This is a genomic window from Symbiobacterium thermophilum IAM 14863 (assembly GCF_000009905.1).
Lineage (GTDB): Bacteria > Bacillota > Sulfobacillia > Symbiobacteriales > Symbiobacteriaceae > Symbiobacterium > Symbiobacterium thermophilum.
Window position 1 is genome coordinate 2,371,311 of the sequence record NC_006177.1, and the last position, 19,736, is coordinate 2,391,046.

Here is a 19,736-nt window from a genome sequence, read left to right on the forward strand (position 1 = left end):
GACTCACCTCCGGCCGAAGGTGCGGAAGACCCAGTACAGGCCGCCGCCCACCACGGCCAGGACGCCCACGCCCGCCAGGCCCCACAGGGTCGGCGTCTGCACCGCCACCCGGAACTCTGCGCTGTCGCTGGCCCGGTCGCTGCGGGCCCGGAGGGTCACCAGGTAGTCGCCCGCCAGGGCCTTGCTGTTGGGCGTCACCTCCACCGTCACCTGGCGGCTCTCGCCGGGGGCCAGCGCGTCGATGGAGTCAGGCGAGAAGGTGGCCGTCCAGTTGGGCGGCAGGGTGGACGCGAAGTTGATCCCCGTGATCTCGGTGGTGCCGGTGTTCTTGACCTCCAGGGTCACGCCGTTCTTGCGGCCCGCCACAGCGTCGAAGGAGAGCCGGCCGTCGGGGGTGGTCAGGTCCAGGGCGTACTTGCCCAGCACCTCCAGGGACAGGTCGAGGCGGGCCTCCGCGGAGCCGGACCGGGCGAAGATCGGCACGGTGTAAGTGCCGGCCTCGATCTCGTTGGGCACGGTGACCGACACGCTGATGGACTGGGAAGCGTTACCCTCCACGGGGATAGTGCCCACCTGCTTGCCGGAGACCTGGAACACCACGTTCCACCCCTCGGGCGGCGCCGCGGAGAGGGCGAACATCTCCTCCAGGTCGCCGTCGTTGCTCAGGGTCACCGTGAAGGTGTAGGTGGTGCCCGCCTGGGCCTGGATGGACGGGAAGTCGGTCCTGAGGCTCGCCCGGCCGGTGGCGCCGGCCGTCACCGTGATGTTCAGCGGCAACTCGACGACCTCACCGCCGCTGGACGCCGCCAGCACGACCCGGTAGGTCCCCTCGGGGGCCCGATCGGGCACCTTCAGGCTCAGGGTGACGGATTCGCTCCCTCCCGGCGGGACGTACACCTGGTTCACCGGGTAGCCCGAACCCCGGAACACGGGCGGCTCCCAGCCCTCGGGCAGGTCCCGGACCGAGAGGTCCGCCACGCCGCCATCGCCGGACAGGTTGAGGGTCAGGCTCAGCGATTCGCCGGGCTTGACGACGATGCCGGGGTAGCGGGTCGAGAAGTTCAGCTGTGCCGCCTGGGCGGGCAGGGCCGCCGTCAGCAGAGCCAGGGCGGCCGCCGCCAGGGCAGTTCCCCAGCGCATGGTGCGACACGACATCGATTCCTCACCTCACAACGATGTTTGGCACCGCGGCGCGGGTGCGCGACGATGCCATCCGGGGCGCTTTACACCCCAGACGATCGTGGCAGACAAAGATGAAATCAGGCTTACAAGAAGCTGAGAAGACGTTAAGAATCCGACCAGAAAATTGGGAAGGGAACCTTTCAAACCCTGACGAATCTAAGTGCAGGTCAACACAGTTCTGACATAGCGAAATCTGGAGGCGAGCCCTGTGCAGCGAGCTCTTCTCCGCCTTCTCCGCATGCTTCCGGCCAGTCTCCTTCTGCTCTCCGTAGGCTTCTCCCACGGAACCGTCGCTGCGCTGCGTCCCGGTCCGTCTGGTGAACTGCCCGGCCCCGGTCCCGGTCCCGAGGCCCGCCTGGCCCTGGAAATGATCAACCGGTACCGCGCCGCCGCCGGGCTGCCGCCGGTCACCTACGACCCGGCCCTGGGGGCTGCCGCCCAGGCCCACGCCGAGTACCTGGCGGCCAACCCGGACCAGTGGGAGCCCAGCGCCCACGGGGAGACCCCCGGCTCCCCCGGCTTTACCGGCCTCCGGCCCGTCGACCGGGCCGCCGCGAACGGGTACCGGGGCGGCGTCGGGGAGATCATCCACTTCGCCGGCCCCGCCGAAGCGGCGGTGGACGGCTGGCTCCAGACCCTCTACCACAGGCTGCCGCTGCTGAGCCCGAACACCGTCGCGCTGGGGTACGGCGTGGCGGCAAGTGCCGACGGGCGATATGTAAACGTGCTGGACTACGGCGTCGTCCCGCTCTCCGGCGGGCGGGACGGCGGGACTGCCCCGTCGTCGCCCGGGCCATCCTCGGCGACTGCGGCCCCTGGGTCCGTGGCCTGGCCGCATCCCGGACAGACGGGCGTCCCCACCCACTGGGACGGGCGCGAGGTGCCGGACCCCTTCCTCCTCCACCCGGGCGTGACGGGGCCGGTGGGGTATCCCATCACCCTGACCTTCCCCGGGCCGGTCCGGTCGCTCAGGCTGACCGAAGCCTCCCTGCACGGACCGGACGGTGCGGTGTCGGTGCTGCGCTTTGACCCGGTCAGCGACGACCGGCTCACCGACACAGTCGCCCTGATTCCGGCCGAACCGCTGCGGCCCAGGAGCCGCTACACGGTGCGGATGCAGGGCCTGGTGGACCGGGGCGGGGGACCGCAGCCATTTTCACGCTCGTGGTCCTTCTCTACGGGGACGGACAGCCATGCGCCGCGGGTCCGGAGCCTCACCACCTGGATGGATGGGATCCGACTGGAGGGTCAGGGCTTCGGGTCAGGGATGGCGGTCTACGCCGGCGGCCTGCCGGTTCAGGGGCTGCAGGTGGCGGACGACGGCTCGGCCACGTTCCGGCTGCCGGACCGCTGCCCGGGCGATGGGACCGAGCTGCTGGTGGTGAGTCCGGGCGGCTCCGAGACGGCGGTGCCTCTCGCCGCCGGGTGCAATCTCCGCAAGGGCGCGGATAGCCCGTACCGCACGGTGCCCCTGCAGATCGCGGGCCGATCCCTGGACGTGCCCGCGCTCCTCGCACCTAACGGTGCCGTGCTGGTGCCCGAGGACGCCCTGGCCGCCCTGGGGGCGCAACCGGAGCCGGCCGGACAGCCGGCGTCGATGCCGGGCAGGACGTACTGGCGCCTGGGCGATCGGTTCGGGGCCTACACGCCAGGCCGGGTCACGGCTTGGGTGGCCGGCGAGCGGGTGCGGCTCTCGCTGCCGGTGCAGCCGTACGACGGCGTCGTCTACGTGGACAAGGCCTTCGTCCAGCGGCTGGCCGGGGTGGAGATCCGGCTCGTCAACGGCGTGGCGCACGTGGGCGGCCACTGAACCGCAGCATAGAGAGATCGAGGGCCCGACCGTCAGCGGCCGGGCCCTTTCCCGTGTTGCGCATGGGTGCAGTCGCTCATGCCGCCCCGTGCTGGGCGCGGCCCGGGCGTGCGGGCCGCCCGCGCCGGGGGTTGGGGCGTGCGGGATCAGTCCGTGATCGCCCCTCCCTCCGGGCCGCCCGCCTCCACAGGCTTGGACGAGAGCACCTCCACCCGGCGGATCACCCGGTTGTTCTCCGGCCGGGTGTCCTCCGGGTAGTCGATCTCGGCGACGATCTCCCAGGTGCCCGCGCTCAGCCCCGGGATCGTGCCCGTCTTGAGGGTGCAGCAGGGCATCCGGTCGATGGTCACCGTCTGCCATCCCCCGGCCGGCGCCGACCCGCCGGACTCCGGCCGCGCCCAGAGCCGGAGCGGGACCCGGATCGCGCTGCGACCGAGGTTGTTCTGGTACCCGAGGTAGATCCCCACCTCGAACGGCCGGCCCGCGTCGGCCATCGACGGCACGGCCAGGTCCACCACCGACGGGTCGTCGACGACGACCTGCGCAGGCTGCCGGATCGCGTAGGGCACGATGAGCACGTTGTTGGCCAGCCCGCCCTCGGGGCCGGGCTCCCCCTTCCGCTCAATCAGCTCGGCCACCGCGCCGGCGCAGGTCTTCTCCGCCGGCAGCCCCTGCGCCGCGGCCATCCCCCTAGCCAGCGCGACCTTGGGGTTGGACGTGTGGGCCGTGCTCAGGGCGTACACGGTGGGCAGATCGATGACCCCGACAATCCAGCCCTCGGCCGGATCCCCCTCGGCCAGGGTCACCGTGAGCGGCACCGGGTAGGGTTGCTGCGGCCCCAGCTCTCCCGGCAGCGGCACCTCCCCCAGCGGGCGGACCAACTGGCCGTCCGCGTCCGTCACGAACCAGCGCACGGTCCAGGGACCCGGGCAAAGGGCTGCAAGGGTGCGCGTGGTCATCTCCAGCTGCAGCCGCGGCTCCAGCGCAACCGGCGTGCCCGGGGTCAGTTCCAGCGGAGCGGGCGCATCCAGCCACCGCAGGTCGTAGCTCTCCCCCGTCCGGAAGGCCACCAGGCGGCCGGAGGTTCCGCCGTCGGTCTCGAAGTTGACGCCGACCAGCAGGAGGCCGTGGGCGAAGGCGGGGTCGACGCCGACGCCGGAGACCTGGGAGAAGTTGTACGGACCGACGTTTGGCCGCTCCCCAGCCTTCAGCAGGAACAGCCGGTCGACGGGGGTACGGCTCTCCGGGTGGATCAGCGCCGCCCGGGCGGAGCCGCCGCTGGGGTTGCCGTTGTCCAGGGAGTAGCTGTAGAAGAAGCCGTTGACGTCGCCGAAGAGGAGCGCCCCGCGGCTGACCAGGGCGAGGGGGGCGGTGTTGAGGGAGGCCATCCGCCCGTCGAGCCGGTCAGCAGGGCCGAACTTGCGATACCACTTGAGCTCGCCGCTGGAGCCAATGGCCACCACGGCGCCGTCGCTGCCGGTGGGGCCGTCCCGGAGGCCGGCCCCGGTGTCGCTGTAGTTGCGCAGGGTGACGTAGAGGTGGGTTTCGGGGCCGTCCGGGGTCTGGCGGACCTCCACCGCGGGTTCGGTGTTGGTGAACGCGGCCTTGGCGCCGATGAGGGCGGGTAGGGGGATGGAGTAGGTGCCCCAGCCTGTGGGTTCATGACCCTTGTGGAGGGTAGCTCCCCACAAGTGGCCGCGGGTGTCCATCCAATAGGCGTTGGTGCCGTCTGTGGTGAAGTTGCCCGCGAAGCCTGCGGGGCCGTCGACGGCCCAGACCATGTAGGGCCGGTAGTCGTTGTTTCGGTCCAAGGCGAGCCGGATTGCCCTTCCACCTTCAAAGCCATCCGCACCAACAACGAAACTTGGATTTAGCCCGTGGACTGGGGCGGATACGGCCGATGGTGTGATATACCCCCCAAAGCCATCTTCGGCCTGTTTCGTGGTTGGAGCCTGATAGTTCTGCCATCGAACTACGTCGTCTGGTCGGTCCAGTCCCTGAACCACCCAGACCTTGCCGTGGCTACGGGGACAAAGCGGCCTCCCTACCGGTCGATCCTCCTCTCCTGGGTAATTGGGCCTGTCGGCAACCACCACGATATCCCGCCCCCGATCGTGGATGACGAGAGGCGATCCAACGATGGGGCAACCCAGGTCCAGTTCAGCGGGGCGGTACCACCCCTCCCTGGTGTTATAGGCCCAGAGCCAACCATATCCGGTGCCGAAGTACAGCACCCCCGAGTCCGGGCTGTAGGTCGGACTGGACTGCGGGGCGATTACAGGACCGCCGGGCGGCCGGTTGAACTCAATCTTGTACGCCTTTACCGGGTCGGTGACCGCGGTGGCGTCCCCCTTCGGCCGGCCCAGTTGATCCAACTCCAGACGCCAGAGGTAGGGACCCGCCAAGTGGTAGATGACGCCGTTCACCACCGCTGGCTGTGTGGCGCTCTCGCCCAGCGGCTTCGTCTCCCAGTAGACCGTGATCTCTGTCAGGCCAAGCGGTTCCGCCACCACCGACATACGCTGCGGCGTACCGCCCTTGGTGATCCAGTCCTCCGCCCCAGCCTGGCCCGTGCTTATCAGCACCAAGAGAAGCGCAAGTGGCCCTGCGAGCCAGCGTCTCCAGTGCATCTGTCGATCCCCCTCAGTACCGAACAGCCCGGTTTTCTAAGTACCAGCTCGGGTACTCGTACAGGGGGAAGAACGGCGTGAAGATGTGGACGGTACGTTCCCGACATCGTTCCGTCGTCCTGGCGGAAAATGGGCTGCGCACCCACCCAGTAGACCTTCGCCCCCATCTGCTCGGCGATGAAGCGGACCGGCACCATGGTCCGGTCGTTGCGAATCACCGGCGGGGCGTCCAGCGGCACCTCCTGCCCGTCCACCACCGCGACGGGATGGTCGATGGTCAGCACGATCGTGCGCTGCGGGGTGCTTACCGTGCGCTCTTCGAAATAGAATCGGTGACCGTTCGGCAGGTACTCTTCATAATCAAACAGGTCAGTATAATCGTATCCTTCAGTCGGGATGACCTTCATGACGTCGCGGGTGACGGCCGGGAAGTGGATCGTCACCCGCCGGCCGGTTTCGTCCCACAAGACCTGGCCGCCCATCATCTCGCTGACGAATCGAATCGGAACCCGCACCCGGTTAACCGTAGTGTCGAGGTAAGCCGGAGCATCAAACCGCTTCCACGCGTTGCCTTGATTGAGGAAGACATAGATGTAATCGGGGTTCCCGTTACTGCTGCTGCCGTCATCCCGTCCGAGTCCGGGATGCGACTTGTCCACCCAGTAGAGGTACTCTGCTCGCCGTCCTTCTGCCAGCGCTTCTTCCTCACTGAGCCCCCGGGCTTCGGTAATGGAGTTGATCGGCTCATACCTACATGGTTTCCAGTACAGGCGCGACCAACCGAACGAACGCCCGTAGACCTGCCGGATCAACTGGGTATCGGGTTTCGGGTAGGCGTAGACGTAGATCGTCCTCCCGCACGGCACCCAGTCCTCTTCCCAGTACCAGGGATACTCCTGGGTCCAGGCAGGCAGCGGGTCCCACACCCACCACTCGAAGCCATCGAACTCATCCGCCCGCTCCTGCAGGACCTGATCGATCTCTGCCCGCATCCGCTCGGACATCTGCGCCGGAATGGGCGGCGGCGACCACCCATCCGGCCAGCCGGGACCGGGGTCGTAGTTCTGGGCCGGGTACTCCGCCACTTCCGGCTTCTGTTCTGTCTCGCCCACCGCTGTTGGGCTGGCGAGCAGCATGATGGTGAGCACCGCCCACGTCCACGCGATGGCGCGGCGCCTGAGTTGCCCCATCATCCTCCTCATCGACCCCCACGTACCGTTTTCACTTAACCAATACGAAAACCCCTGAGCCGAGGTTTGCTCAGGGGGTTACTGCGGCGCTCATCCCGTCAACTGGAACGCTAATCGCCGACACGCCTACCCACGGACCAGATGTGACGCGCTGACGGCCGTCCAGTAGGAGCTTGAGGACGCCGGAGGCCAGGGGGGCCGTCGCCCCGGTGCACCGCCGACTTGGCCTCGGTCACCCAGACGAGCAGGCCACCGATGGGGTGCCGGCGACACAGCGAGTCGAAGAGGCCGTGCACCTGATCGCGGTTCCAGACGTAGCCGCGCTGAAACTCGGGCAAGGCGATGTGGCCCGTGTCGATGTGGGAAAGGATGATCGAGATCTTCACGCCGTGCTCCACCTCCCTGGAGCGGCGGGGCCAGCCGCTCCTGACGTTGGCATGTGTATTGGTTAGGCACCTCGGTCGGTGGTTCCTCTCCCCGGCTAGCTCAAGTTTCGCGTGAATAACCCGGACTTCGTGCAATGGAAACCCATTGAAAAAGCATCAGTCAGAACCAATGATACATGGTGGGAGTGTGGCCGCTCCCAATCCACCATGTGGAGGTTCGACTGATGCAGTCTCATGGTACGACACCCAACATCGCTGCGCAAGCCATCAAGTCCACCACCCGACATGGTTTTCTCGTCGCTCTTGGCTGGGTAGCTCAAAGGCTCAACCTGGTTGAGATCCTGAATCGGCACCTGCGCATCAAGCAGAAGACCTACGCCCACACGCCGGTTGACAAGGTGGTCGAGGCGTTGGTTGCCATTCTCGGCAACTGTCGCTACATGAAGGATCTCAACTTCGACCCTGAGCCGCTGGTTGCCGATCCTGCCGTAGCTCAAGCCTGGGGGCAGGAACGCTTTGCTCACTTTTCCACCGTCTGTGCGACCTTCAGCAAGCTGACGGAGGAGAACGTTCAGCAGCTTTCCGACGCACTCGCTGAGATCCAGGCCCCGCTGCTTCAGCAGGAGGTGGCTGCCGTAGCAGGTCCAGACCGCTCCGGAATGGTCATCGTCGACATTGACCTCACCGGCCAGAAGGTTCGGGGCGAGACCAGGCAGTACACCGGTACCGACTTCGGCTACATCCAGGGGAAGTTGGCCCGAGGCTATCAGATCGCAGCCGCCTTCCTCAGCGGGAAGCAGCAGCGCTTTGCCATCGACGGCCTTCTCAAGTCCGGCAAGGCCAACAGCCGTTCCGGCGCCTGCCTGCTCGAACTGATTCCCAGGATCGAAGCCCGGATTGGTCGTCCCCTGCGGCGAGTCGAATGGGTCGAGGCATGCCTGGCTCAGCAGAAGGCTCGGGTCAGGCAGCTGTATCAGCAACTGCAGACGGTATCAGGCAAGGGCAGCGCCCGCCGGAAGCAGAAGCTGCAGCGTGAGTTCCAGGAGGAGGTTCAGCACCTCCGTGAAGTGAACCAGCGACTCCGGCAGTACCGGCAGGAGAATCGGACGAACCCGGCTCCCCTCCGGATCGTGCTGCGAGCCGACAGCGCCTTTGGCACGCCGGAGGTGATCCAGCGGCTGCTGGAGCTGGGATACGAGTTCACCATCAAGTCCTACTCCGGAAGCAATCCCGCCTACAAGCGCCTCTTCGACGCCGTGCCGGCGGAGGGCTGGGTTGAAGTCGAGAAGAACCGGTTTGCCTCCGAAGCCGTTACCGTACCTGGCCCCACTTTGCTCGCACCGTATCCGGTGCGACTGGTCGCCATGCGCCGCTGGGACGCCGATGGCCGGGAGGTCCGCAGCGTCATCCTGACTACGCTCCAGCCTGAGGAGCTCACCACGACAGAGGTCGTCAAGCTCTACCATGGACGGCAGACCATCGAAGCCGGGTTCCAGGAGTGGAAGGGAACGTTCCACTTTGGTACTCCTCGGATGCGGAAGTATGAGGCCAACGCCGCCTTCACGCAGCTGGTCTTGTTCGCCTTCAACCTGGTGCGCTGGGCTTGGCGGTTTCTGAGCACGAACTCGCCCAAACTGGCCGAGGCGGGGAGTCGACTCTTGGTACGAGTAGCGGCCCGGTGCCGAGCAACCATTCGGTGCCTCGGCGACACGCTGCGGTTGGTGTTCAGCCGGGGTACTCCCCTGGCTGGAGCTGAGATTACCCTGAACCGGGCCACTCCCTACCCATACGCCCTTTTAACACCACGAATGTCGAGTTGTTCGCGTGAAACTTGAGCTAGACCCTGCCGACAAACTCTGCGGGGAGGGTCACACGGCCTCAGTCCGTGATGGCGCCGCCTTCCGCGCCGCCTCTCTGGCCCCCCTGCGAACTGTGCACCTCCACCCGTCGAATGAGGCGGTTGTTTTCCGGGCGGGTGTCATCCGGGTAGTCGATCTCGGCGATGATGTCCCACGTGCCCGCACTCAGGCCAGGGATCGTGCCGGGCTTCAGGGTGCAGCACGGCAACCGGCCGATGGTCACCGCCTGCCAGCCGCCTGCCGGCGGTGACCCGCCCGCAGCAGGCCGCGCCCAGAGCCGGAGCGGGACCCGGATCTCGGTGCGGCCCAGGTTGTTCTGGTAGCCCAGGTAGATGCCCACTTCGAACGGCCGGCCTGCCTCTACGATCTCGGGAACCGCCAGTTCCACCACCGATGGGTCATCCACGATTGCTTGCGCCGGCTGCTGACTGGTGTAGGGCACCATCAGCACGTTATTGGCCAGGCCGCCCTCCGGCCCGGGCTCGCCCTCCCGCTCGACCACCTCCGCCACCGCCCCTGCGCAGCTCTTTTCAGCCGTCAGCCCCATCTTCTCCGCTATGGCCCGCGCGACAACCAGCCTGGGGTTGGCCGTGTGCGGCGCGCTGAGCGCGTAGACGGAGGGCAGGTCGATGACGCCCACGATCTGGCCCTCGGCGGGATCGCTCCCGGTCAGGGTGACCGTCACCGGCACGGGGTAGGGCTGCTGCGGGGCCAGGTCTCCGGGCAGAGGCGTCGCCCCGAGGGGGCGGATGGGCTGGCCGCTCTGGTCCGTGAGGTACCACTGGACGGACAGCGGGCCCGGGCAGAGCGCTGAGAGCGTCCGCTCGGTCATCTCCAGCTGAAGCCGGGGCTGCATGGCGGCCGGCTTGCCCGGCTGAAGCTTCATGGGCTCCGGCGCATCCAGCCACAGCAGGTCGTAGGTCTCCCCAGCCCGGTAGGCCACCAGCCGGCCGGAGGTTCCGCCGGCGTCTTCGTAGTTGACGCCCACGAGCATGAGGCCGTTGGCGAAGGCGGGGTCCACGCCCACGCCGGAAACCTGGGAGAAATTGTAGGGGCCCGTGTTGGGCTGCTCGTTGTTCTTGAGCAGGAACAGCCGGTCCGTGGGCGCTTTCCCTTCCGGAGGGATGACCGTCGGCCGGCCGTCGCCGCCGGCCGGGTTGCCGGTGTCCAGCGCGTAGCTGTAGATGTAGCCGTTCACGTCGCCGAAAATGAGCGCCGCTCGGCTGACCAGGACCAGCGGTGCGGTGTTGAGGGAGGCCTTGCGACCGTTCAGCCGGTCCGCGGGGCCGAACTTGCGGTACCACTTCAGTTCGCCGCCGGGACCGAGCGCCACGACGGCGCCGTCGGCGCCGGTGGGTCCGTCGCGCAGCCCCACACCGGTGTCGGTGTAGTTGCGGAGGGTGACGTAGAGGTGCGTTTCGGGGCCGTTGGGGGTCTGGCGGATCTCGATGGCGGGCTCGGTGTTGGTGAAGGCGTTCCTGGCGCCGATGAGGGTGGGCAGGGAGATGGAGTAGCTGGACCAGCCTTCGGGTTCGCTACCCCGCTCCAGATGGGCACCCCACAATCGGCCGCCTGTATCTAACCAGTACGCGTTGGTACCGTCGGAAGTAAAGTTACCGGCAAAGCCAGAAGATCCGTCTACCGTCCAGACACGGTACGGGCGATAATTGTTTTCCCGGTCGAGGGCCAGACGCAACGCCCGCCCACCCTCGAAGCCGTCCGTGCCGAGGACGAAGCTTGGGTTTTCCCCATGCGGCACTGCTAACACCGCAGATGGCGTGATGAAGCCGCCGAACCCTTCTTCAACCTCCTTGCTCGTCGCTGCTTGATATGCCTGTCGGTGAACTGACCCGTTAAGCTGATCCAACCCCTGTACGATCCAGACTTTCCCGTGGTTACGGGGGCAGAGGGGCCGTCCTTTCGGCCGGTTCTCCTCTCCGGGGTAGTTTGGGCGATCAGCCACCACCACAATATCCCTCCCCCGGTCGTGGATGACCAACGGGGATCCCACGATGGGGCAGCCCAGTTCCAGTTCGGCTGGCCGAGCCCATCCTTCTGTTGTGTGATACGCCCAGAGCCAACCGTAGCCAGTACCAAAGTAGAGAACGCCAGTCTCCGGGCTGTAACTAGGGCTGGACTGGGGGGCGATAGATGGGCCGGCGGGTGCCCTGTTAAATGGGATTGGAAGTTTGGAAACCGGCTCCTGGATCGGAGAAGCATGCGCGTAAGGTGGGTGGACCTCGTCCAGTTTCAACTTCCAGAGGTAGTCACCTGCCAGGTGGTATATGACCCCGTCGACCAACACTGGTTGCGTGGCGCTCTCGCCCAACGGCTGCGTCTCCCAATACGGCGTTAACTCGATCAAACCATACGGATTGATTTCGGTTGACATGCGTTGCGGTGAACCGCCCTTGGTAATCCAATCGCCCGCTGTCGCCCTGGAACCGGTGGCTACAACGAGCACACAGCCAAGCACAGCCGCTACCCACCGCGGCCACCTCATACGCCATTCACCCCTTAGTACCGAACCGCTCGAGTCTCCAGGTACCAGCTCGGGTACTCGAAAAGGGGAAAGAATGGCGTGAAAATGTGAACCTGATAGGTACCTGACATGCTGCCGTCATCACGCCGGAAAATAGGTTCAGCTCCGACCCAGTAGACCTTCGCTCCCATCTGTTCAGCGATGAAACGGACAGGCACCATCGTCCGATCGTTCCGAATTACGGGTGGTGCATCCAGGGGTATTTCCATTCCATCCACGATTGCCGCCGGATGATCAACGGTCAGCACAATAGTCCGTTCTGAGGTGCTGATAGTCTGCTTTTCAAGAAGGAAGCGATGACCATTAGGAAGGTACGCCTCGGGATCGAATAGGTCGGGATAGTCGTACCCAGGGGCCGGGACAGCTTTCACCACCTCGCGCGTGACAGCGGGGAAATAGATTGTCACTTGCCGTTTCGCTTGGTCCCACGAAACTTCGGCCCCCATCATCTCGCTAATGAACCTGATTGGTACGCGCACTCTGTTGACAGTGGTGTCCAGGTAAGCAGGCGTGTCAAACCGCTTCGAGGCATCGCCCTGGTTGAAGTAGACGAAGACGTGGTCTGGACTGCCGTTGCTGGCCCTACCGTCATCTCGCCCCAGTCCCGGATGCGACTTGTCCATCCAGTACTCGTATTCGATGCCCCTTTCTTCAGCCAGTTTTTCTTCCTCACTGAGCTCGCGCGTCTCAGTTATCGACTGGATGGGCTCATACCGACACGGTTTCAGGTAGAGTCGCGACCAGCCAAAGGATCGACCAAACACCCTTGTGATCAGCTGTGTATCCGGGACCGGATAAGCAAACACGTACAACGTGGTTCCACAACCCATCTTGTCTTCCCGCCAGAACCAAGGATACTCGTTCGTCCACGCAGGCAGCGGATCCCACACCCACCAGTCGTACCTGTCATACATGTCCGGGTGCTCCCTGAGGATCCGCTCCACCTCAGCCCGCATCTGTTCAGACATCCCCTCCGGAGGCGGCGGTGGCGTCCACCCTTCCGGCCAGCCCGGACCGGGCTCGTAGTTTTCAGCCGGATACTCCGCAACCTCCGGCTTCATCTCCTCCGCGGCCCCCGTCCTCACAGGCGTGTGGAGCAGCAGGGCCGCGAGTACCAAGCAGGCCAACTGCCTGGCGCGGCGTGCGTATCCCCTCTGCATGTCCCTTGACTCTCCCCCACAAACTGGTTCTCACATAACCAATACGGATTCCCCTCCGCACAGGTTCTCACACAGCCCCACACGCTCAGCGATGATTGCCAAAAGCGCGACAACCAGGTATACTATACCCCGTATTGTACTTTCGGAGGGAGTGATGCGTGTGCGGAGTTGGACCTGGTGGCAGGGGGCATCGCGCTCGGTCTCCTCTCCACCCTGGCGATGGTACTCCTCAAGCCGATGGGCGTCTCGACCGTGTTCCCGTCCAGCCTGGCCATCGCCCTGAAGCCCCTGTTCCCCGGCTTTGTCGAGGCCAACGCGTACTTCCAGACGATCCCCCTGTCGATCGGCTGAGAACACATGCTGGTGCTCGGCATCCCGCTCGGGGGATTCCTCGCATACCAGCTCTCCGGCGAAAAGCCGGCGGCCAACACGGGCTCCGGCCTGTCGGCGACCAGCCCGCTGACGGCCTTCCGGGGCGGCTTCCTGGTGCTCTTCGGCGCCCGGATGGCCGGCGGCTGCACCACCGGCCACGTGCTGAGCGGCATGGCACAGCTCTCGATCGCAGGCTTCCTGTTCGCTGCCGCCGTCTTCGCGGGCGGCATCCCGACGGCCCTGCTGCTCAAGCGGAGGTGGAGCTAGATGGAACTGCTCCTGGGTCTCCTCATCGGGACGGCCTTCGGCTTCATCCTGCGCCGCTCCCGGGTCGCGTCCCAGGCCTGCATCCGGGGGGCGCTGGCCCTCATGGACTTTCACATGCTGAAGCTCCTTCTGACGGCGGTGGGCGTCACGCTGATCCTGGTCTTCCCCCTGAGCACCCTCGGCATCGTCAACTTCTCCGTCAAGACGACCTACGTGGTCGGCATCGTCGTCGGCGGGTTGCTCTTCGGAATCGGGATGGCCGTGGCCGGCTTCTGCCCCGGCACGATGCTCGCGGCGCTGCCCGGCGGCGACAGGCGCTTCTGGTGGGCCGTGGCCGGCGGGTTGGCCGGATCCTTCGCCTACGCGCTCCTCTACGAGCCGCTGCAGCCGCTCCTGATCGCTCCGCTCAACTTCGGGAAGCTCACGCTCCCCGAGTTGCTCGGCCTCAATCCCGTCGTAACCGGAGTCGGCGCTGGTTTCCTGCTGCTGGCGGGCGTGGTCCTGCTCGACCGGCTGACCAGGCCGAAGCAGGCGGAGATCCCGGACCTCGCCAAGCTGGGCCACGACTAGCGCCAGAGGGAGGCCCCCAAGCCAGTTATGAGGGGGTCCCCCAGGCCATTTCCCGTGCGTGGGCCAGTTCCCGTGTGTGGCCACGAGATCAGCGCAACACTGCACGAAAAAAGGGCGCTCACGGATGGGCGCGCGGGATCCCGCAGACGCCACCCCAAGACGGGGAACGGCGCCTGCCACATGTATTGCGTCATGATATGACACCCCGGATCACCCTCCCTTTCCCGGGAGTTGATCCGGGGTGTTCACTGTTCCATCAAGTCCTGCGCCAGCACCTCCACCAGCCGCTCCTGGTACGCCGTCACGCCGCCGGTGGCCACGGCCCTGGCCGTAGGAGCCAGCGGCCCCGTCACCGACAGCAGGGCAGCCCGGTCCGCCTCCGAGAGGGGCTGTCCACCCGGGCCCAGGGCCGCGGCCCGATAGTCCTCCGGTCCGAACCGCCACAGGCGGAACAGCCCGCCGTACCGAGCGGCCAGTCCCACAGCGATGGTGATGCCGCTCCGGTCGAAATCCCCGCCATACCAGATCTCCGTCCCCTCCGCCGCCAGGAGATCCAGCAGGCGAAAGCCGGCGGCGCTCAAGAAACCGCCCGTGCAGATGAGGGTGGCCCGCCGCTCCGGCGGCGCACCCGCCAGCCGCCTGAGCAGCCACTCAAAGACCGGCGGGTTCTCCACCACATACGCCCGTCCCCGGTGGGCCCTGGCGGCCGACCAGCGCCGCAGCTCTCCCAGCGTCACGGCCCAGGCGCCGGTGCACGCGGTCATCGCCGCCACCATGGGATGAGATGCCCCCGGCGCAGGCGCCCAGCGCGCCCCGGCCAGGTGGGCCACCAGGACGGTGGATGACACCTGGTCGGCGCCAAGCCCCGCCTGATCCAGGAGGAACGCCCGGGCCTCGTGAGGCCGCAGCTCCTCCGGGGGAGGACCGAACCGCTCCCGCAGGGCATGCTCCAGCAGCGCGCCGGCCGGCTCCTTCTCGTCGAAGGCGTGAGGATCGCCGGCGAGACTGGCGGCGAACACCGCCAGCAGCTCGTGCTCACCGCGGTCGACCGGCAGGCGGGCGAGGGCCGTGCCCACCGCCGCCACCGCCCGTGCAGCCTGCTCGGCATCGGTCCGGTATACCCGCCGGACCCACCGCGCGCTGGGGCTCTCGCCGGCAACCACCCGCTCAAACCACGCCCGCACCCCGTCCACCGGCGGCAGCGCGTCGCCCACCTGTTTCAGCCAGGAGGCCCACCGGGAGGCCGCGGCCTCCCTTTCCTGCCGCCGGGTCACGATGGGACCGTACCCTGCCTCCAGCACGTCCAGGAGGCCTGTCCGGAACCGGCTCCGGGTGAGGGCTGCGTCCAGGTCCTGCAGGGGCACCAGCACCTGCCCGTCCCGGACGGACACCCGCCCCAGGAGGTTGGCCAGCTCGTCCAGTTGGGCCGCGCCCAGTGTCAGCCGTACCCGTCCCCGCAGGCCGTCCGCCTCGTAAACCTTCTGCCGGGCCGCGGCCAGGACCGGCTCCAGTCCCGCCTCTCGCATGGCGGCAAAGGCCTCTCGCGCGCTCACGGCTCAGCCCCCTCTCCAGGCTCCGGCCCCAGGTCGGCCAGGGGTTCCCGCGCCACGCTTCCGTTCCAGAGGATGGGAAACGCGGTGTGCAGGGTGCCCTCCAGGCTCATGCGGTAGGTCATGGCCGCCGACAGGGACTCGCTGTAGGGCAGCTCGTCCGGCGCGGTGATGATCCAGCAGAAGCCCAGCTGGGAGAGGAAGTCCAGATAGTTCTTCTGGTTGTTGGCATCGAAGCCGGCAAAGGCTTCGTCCAGAGCCACCAGCCGGGGCAGGTCGGTCCGGGGCGACGCGTCGTACCGCGCCGCCACGCCTGCCAGCACCGGGACGGCGAGCGCCCAGGCCTTGGCCGACGTGGAGCGCTGGCCGAAGCCCCGGGTCCGGATGGGCACCGGGGCGCTCGCGCCGGGCATGCGGCTGAGGAGCTGGTACTCATACCAGTTCCGGTAGTCCAGGGCCCGGGCCACCGCCTCCTGGTAGCCGATCTCCTCTCCGCCGGCCCTGGCGGCCTCCCGCACCCGCTCTACCTCCTCCTTGATCGTGTTCAGCAGGACCTCGCGCTTCTGGTCGTCCAGCCAGCGGCTGCCCTGCTCCATCTGCTCCAGTTCGTGGGCGATGCGGGCGCCCGGCATCTGGTCGGACGGCAGCAGGCTGAGCCGCAGGCTGAGCTGCTCGCCGTTGCTGAGCTGCAGGCCCTTCAGCTTCTCGTTGGTCCGCCGGGTGAACTCCCGGGCTGCCCGGATGAGCCGCCGCAGCTCGTCGAGGATCCCCTGGTAGATGATGTCCTCGTACAGCTTCCGCTGCTCCTCTTCCATCAGCTCCGCGTACTCCCGGGCGCGGGCCTCCAGCCGCTCCCGGAGCTGGGTGGCCGTCATGGGCACCCGCTCGTGCCGGAACGAGAGGCTGGTGCGCTCAGGGTTCCAGGTGGGAACGTAGTCCCGGAGCAGATCCCGGCAGGCATGGACGACCTCGTTCAACTCCCCCTGCCGCAGGCTCTTCACCTGCTCCAGGTCTTCCGTCTCCACCAGCCGGGCGAGGCGGTGCATGGTGCTGACCACGCCTTCCCGGTCCAGCGCCTCCAGGTAGGGCGTGAGCAGGGGGTGCAGCCCAAGCCGCCTGCGCACCTGCTCCAGCCGAAGGCCCAGCTCGCGCCGGAAAGCCTCCTCCTGCGGCTCCAGCTCGGCGATGCGTCCCTGGGCGGATTCCCGCTGCGCCTCCAGGCGGCCCCGTTGTTCGCTGGCCTGCTTCGCCTCGGCCTGCAGCGCCCTCAGCCGCTCGAGCGCCCGCTCCAGCCGCTGTTGGCGGGCCCGGAGGTCGGGGTCGGCCAGCCGCTGCTCCAGCGCCTTCACCGCGGCCGCCGCGGCGGCCTGCTCCTGCCGGATGCGTTCCATGTCCCGCTCCAGGGCGGCCAGGCTCTGCTGGTCCCGCTGCAGCTGCTCCGTCTGGGACCGGTAGTCGGCCGCGCAGCGCACGAGCGCCTCAGCATGCGCCGTGAGCCGGCCGATCCTGGCTCCCATGGCGGCGAAGTCCTGCCTGCGCTGCATCAGGCCCTCGTAGTCCAGCCCCGCCGCCTGGGGCAGATCGGCAGCCACCTGGTGAAAGGCCACCGTTCGGCGACGCACCTCGGCCTCCGCCTGGGCCACCTTCGGCTGTTCGTCCTCCACGGCCTGCCTGGCTTGCTGCGCCTCCTCCTCCCGCCGCAGGACGTCATCCAGCGCGCGGAACAGCGCCTGCCAGGGGAGGCGGTACAGCGCCTCCAGTTCCGCGTCCACGACCTTGACGGCGTCGGCAGCCTCCCGCCGCCGCGCCTCGACCGCGGCCAGTGCGGCCTGTGCCTCCTGCAGCGCCGCGTCAACCTCCCGCAGCCGGCGCTCCCGGCGGCGGATGCGGTTCTCCTCGCCCAGGTAGCCGGCTTCCTCCTGGACCCAGGGGCCCACCTGCCCCTCTGCCACGCCGTTGCGCCACCGGCCGTCCGGGGAGACCCAGCGGTCGCCGGTCCCCTCGCCCCAGCCGATGGAGGCCAGTGTAGCCAGCACCGTCGCCGGCGCACCCGGCTCGGGCTCCAGCACCTCCAGCAGGGACGGGCCCGCCACGGGCCGGGGCAGGATCACGGCATCCGCCACCCGGGCATCGGTTGGCCGGGCCTGGCCGGCGTGAGTCTCGCCCGCGCCGGATTCAGCCCCGGGCAGGACCAGCAGGTCGAGCCAGCCGGCCTCCAGAATCGCCGTCTCCACCCGGGCCTGCACGTCCTGCGGCACGCCCGGGCGGAACCGCGCCCAGCGGAAGAGGGGCCGCAGGTCCGGCGCGCCCTGCCGTGCCCGGGCCCGCACCTCCGACCGGGGCGGATCGCCGGCGTCGGCCTCCACTTCCGCGCGCCGCTCGGCCAACCGGTCCACCCGCAGTTGCGCCGCACGCAGTTCGTCCTCCAGGGATGCGACCCGGGCCTCCAGTTGCCGCTTCCTGTACGCCGCCAGGTCGCGGATCGGTTCCACCAGTTCATGCACACCGCCGGCCGGCGGCGCCTCCAGGGCCTGCACCCGTGCGGTCAGGCGCGCGACGTCCGTATCGCTGGGCGCCAGCACGCGGCTCTCCTGCTGCCAGGCGGCGATCTGCAGGATGAGCGACTCGCGCTCCGCCTCTGCACGGTCTTTTGCCGCCTCGAGGGCGTCGGCGGCCAGACCGGCTCGCCCGCGCAGATCGGCGATGCGCTCCTGCGCGACGGCGAAGGCCAGCTCGGCCTCATCCAGGGCCCTGCGGGCCCTGGCCGCATCCGCGAAGCCCCGCTGCAGGTCCTCGGCTTCCACCACGAGCCTGGAGTCGGGCCAGGCGCCTTCGACCACGGCGGGCGGATCGTCCACCGCCAGCACCACGATGGCCTTCCGGGCTTCCCGCAGTTCGCCGGCCGCCTCGTGCCAGCCCAATCCCTCGGCTTCCCGGGCCAGATTCTCCACCTCAGCGGCCATGGCCCGCCGCCGGTCGTCGAACTCGGCGGCCGTCTGCCGCCGCCGGGCCTCGGCCTCCTCCAGGTGCTCACGTTGTTCCCTGAGGCGCCCTTCCAGCTCCGCCGCGCGGCCGGCCGCCTGGAAGGCTCTTTCCTTCGCGTCCCGCAGCCGGTCCTGCAGGTCGGCTCCTTCGCCCTGCCGGAGCTCCTCCACCTCGGCCTCCAGGGCCGCCTGCTCCCGCGCCCGGTTCTGCCCCTGCTCCTCCAGCGCGGCCAGGCCTTCCTCGGCGGCCGCCAGGCTCGCCCGCGCCTCCTTCAGCCTGCCGACGACGCCGCCCAGGGAGCCCTGTACGCTCTGGTACTGCACAGCCGCCTCCTGCACCAGCACCTCCGCGAGGGCGTACAGGGCCGCGTCCACCCGGCCGACCGCCTCCGCCTTCTCGGTGACGTCCGCCAGGTTGCGCCGGTACTCTTCGATGTTGTTGACCACCTCCCCGACCCGGCTCAGCCGGTCCGGGGAGATGCCCGGGAGCGAGCGGCGCAAGAGGTCGCAGACCTTATCGGGCCCCGCCTGCTCGCCCAGTTTGGGCCGCCGGGCCTGCAGCAGCATGGCGATGAGCGCGTCGAAGTCATCCCCCTCGAAGCCGAAGAGGTAATCATTGACCAGCCGCTGGTACTCGGCCTTCTCGGTGACGACGATCCCGCCGTCGCCCACCAGCCGCGCGAACTCCCGCCGACCCAGGCATGTGCCGTCGGCCCCGCGCACGTCAAAATCGCGACCCAGCCGCTGCCCCTTCACGAGCAGGAAGCCCCACCAGTCTGTGATCCTGCGGGGGCTGGACCGGGAGGCGGAGACGCCCATCCCGATCGTCAGGAAGCGCTGATCCACCGTGTGGTAGAACTCCAGGGCGATGTAGCCTGTGCGCGCCTCGTAGCGGAACACGTCGGGGTTGCCCGCCTCCGCACCGTCGGCGCCCAGCAGGTAGTAATGCAGGAACCGGTCGCGGCTCTGGGCCGGATCGAGCCGCGCCGGCTCGGTCCGGCCGTCCAGCAGCACGGGGATGGCGAGCGCCAGCAGCGAGGACTTGCCCCCGGCGTTCTGCCCCGTCAGGGCGAGCCGGCCGTGGGCGAACCCGAACTCCTGGTCCCGCCAGTGCCACCAGTCCCGCAGGATGAGCCGCTCGGGCCGCCAGCCCTGCGGCCCGCCGGGAATGGCGCGCCGCTCCTCCTCCAAGTCCAGTTCAAGACGCTGCCAGAGTGCCATGGCTACCTCCTGT

13 protein-coding genes are annotated in these 19,736 nt (G+C 67.9%); 5 read left to right on the forward strand and 8 right to left on the reverse strand.

Features of this window, described 5'->3' with window-relative positions:
- Window positions 1-3: 3 nt before the first annotated feature.
- Window positions 4-1,155, reverse strand: coding sequence for a COG1470 family protein (locus STH_RS11070; RefSeq protein WP_011196336.1), 1,152 nt, complete (start codon window positions 1,153-1,155; stop codon window positions 4-6).
- A 235-nt stretch (window positions 1,156-1,390) separates the two neighbouring features.
- On the opposite strand from STH_RS11070, the gene STH_RS17355 reads away from it, so the two are divergent.
- A complete protein-coding gene (locus STH_RS17355; protein WP_011196337.1) occupies window positions 1,391-2,992 on the forward strand; it encodes a CAP domain-containing protein in 1,602 nt (533 codons plus the stop codon).
- 146 nt (window positions 2,993-3,138) lie between these two features.
- On the opposite strand, the gene STH_RS11080 is transcribed toward STH_RS17355, so the two are convergent.
- The 3 genes from STH_RS11080 to STH_RS11090 form a co-directional block, all read right to left on the reverse strand.
- Window positions 3,139-5,622, reverse strand: a complete 2,484-nt coding sequence (locus STH_RS11080) for a hypothetical protein (RefSeq protein WP_083766071.1) — start codon at window positions 5,620-5,622, stop codon at window positions 3,139-3,141.
- Entirely contained in the window at window positions 5,571-6,815 is a 1,245-nt protein-coding gene (locus STH_RS11085) for a copper amine oxidase N-terminal domain-containing protein (RefSeq protein WP_043713935.1), read from the reverse strand. The genes STH_RS11080 and STH_RS11085 overlap by 52 nt, the downstream gene beginning before the upstream one ends.
- Before the next feature lie 107 nt (window positions 6,816-6,922).
- The gene (locus tag STH_RS11090; RefSeq protein ID WP_043713936.1) at window positions 6,923-7,198 is read right to left on the reverse strand and encodes a DUF262 domain-containing protein; all 276 of its coding nucleotides are present in this window, start codon (window positions 7,196-7,198) and stop codon (window positions 6,923-6,925) included.
- A gap of 176 nt (window positions 7,199-7,374) precedes the next feature.
- Here STH_RS11090 and STH_RS11095 point away from each other — a divergent pair, with 176 nt between their 5' ends.
- Entirely contained in the window at window positions 7,375-9,033 is a 1,659-nt protein-coding gene (locus STH_RS11095; protein WP_011196341.1) for a transposase, read from the forward strand.
- A gap of 43 nt (window positions 9,034-9,076) precedes the next feature.
- Here STH_RS11095 and STH_RS19955 read toward each other — a convergent pair whose 3' ends face one another.
- Both STH_RS19955 and STH_RS11105 read right to left on the reverse strand, forming a co-directional pair.
- Complete coding sequence (locus tag STH_RS19955; RefSeq protein ID WP_083766072.1) at window positions 9,077-11,560, reverse strand: hypothetical protein; 2,484 nt, start codon at window positions 11,558-11,560, stop codon at window positions 9,077-9,079.
- Between the two features lie 14 nt (window positions 11,561-11,574).
- Complete coding sequence (locus STH_RS11105) at window positions 11,575-12,759, reverse strand: copper amine oxidase N-terminal domain-containing protein (protein WP_011196344.1); 1,185 nt, start codon at window positions 12,757-12,759, stop codon at window positions 11,575-11,577.
- A gap of 177 nt (window positions 12,760-12,936) precedes the next feature.
- Here STH_RS11105 and STH_RS18855 point away from each other — a divergent pair, with 177 nt between their 5' ends.
- From STH_RS18855 to STH_RS11120, 3 genes are read left to right on the forward strand one after another with little or no spacing between them, the layout of a single operon-like run.
- On the forward strand, window positions 12,937-13,110 hold the full coding sequence (locus STH_RS18855) for a hypothetical protein (protein ID WP_011196345.1): 174 nt from the start codon (window positions 12,937-12,939) through the stop codon (window positions 13,108-13,110).
- Between the two features lie 6 nt (window positions 13,111-13,116).
- Window positions 13,117-13,398, forward strand: coding sequence for a YeeE/YedE thiosulfate transporter family protein (locus STH_RS11115; protein WP_011196346.1), 282 nt, complete (start codon window positions 13,117-13,119; stop codon window positions 13,396-13,398).
- Window positions 13,399-13,968, forward strand: a complete 570-nt coding sequence (locus STH_RS11120) for a YeeE/YedE thiosulfate transporter family protein (protein ID WP_011196347.1) — start codon at window positions 13,399-13,401, stop codon at window positions 13,966-13,968.
- Window positions 13,969-14,213: 245 nt separating this feature from the next.
- Here STH_RS11120 and STH_RS11125 read toward each other — a convergent pair whose 3' ends face one another.
- Both STH_RS11125 and STH_RS11130 read right to left on the reverse strand, forming a co-directional pair.
- A complete protein-coding gene (locus STH_RS11125) occupies window positions 14,214-15,521 on the reverse strand; it encodes a TIGR02679 family protein (RefSeq protein ID WP_011196348.1) in 1,308 nt (435 codons plus the stop codon).
- Window positions 15,518-19,723: a TIGR02680 family protein gene (locus STH_RS11130; RefSeq protein ID WP_011196349.1), complete on the reverse strand. Its 4,206-nt coding sequence runs from the start codon at window positions 19,721-19,723 to the stop codon at window positions 15,518-15,520. The genes STH_RS11125 and STH_RS11130 overlap by 4 nt, the downstream gene beginning before the upstream one ends.
- Between the last annotated feature and the right edge of the window lie 13 nt (window positions 19,724-19,736).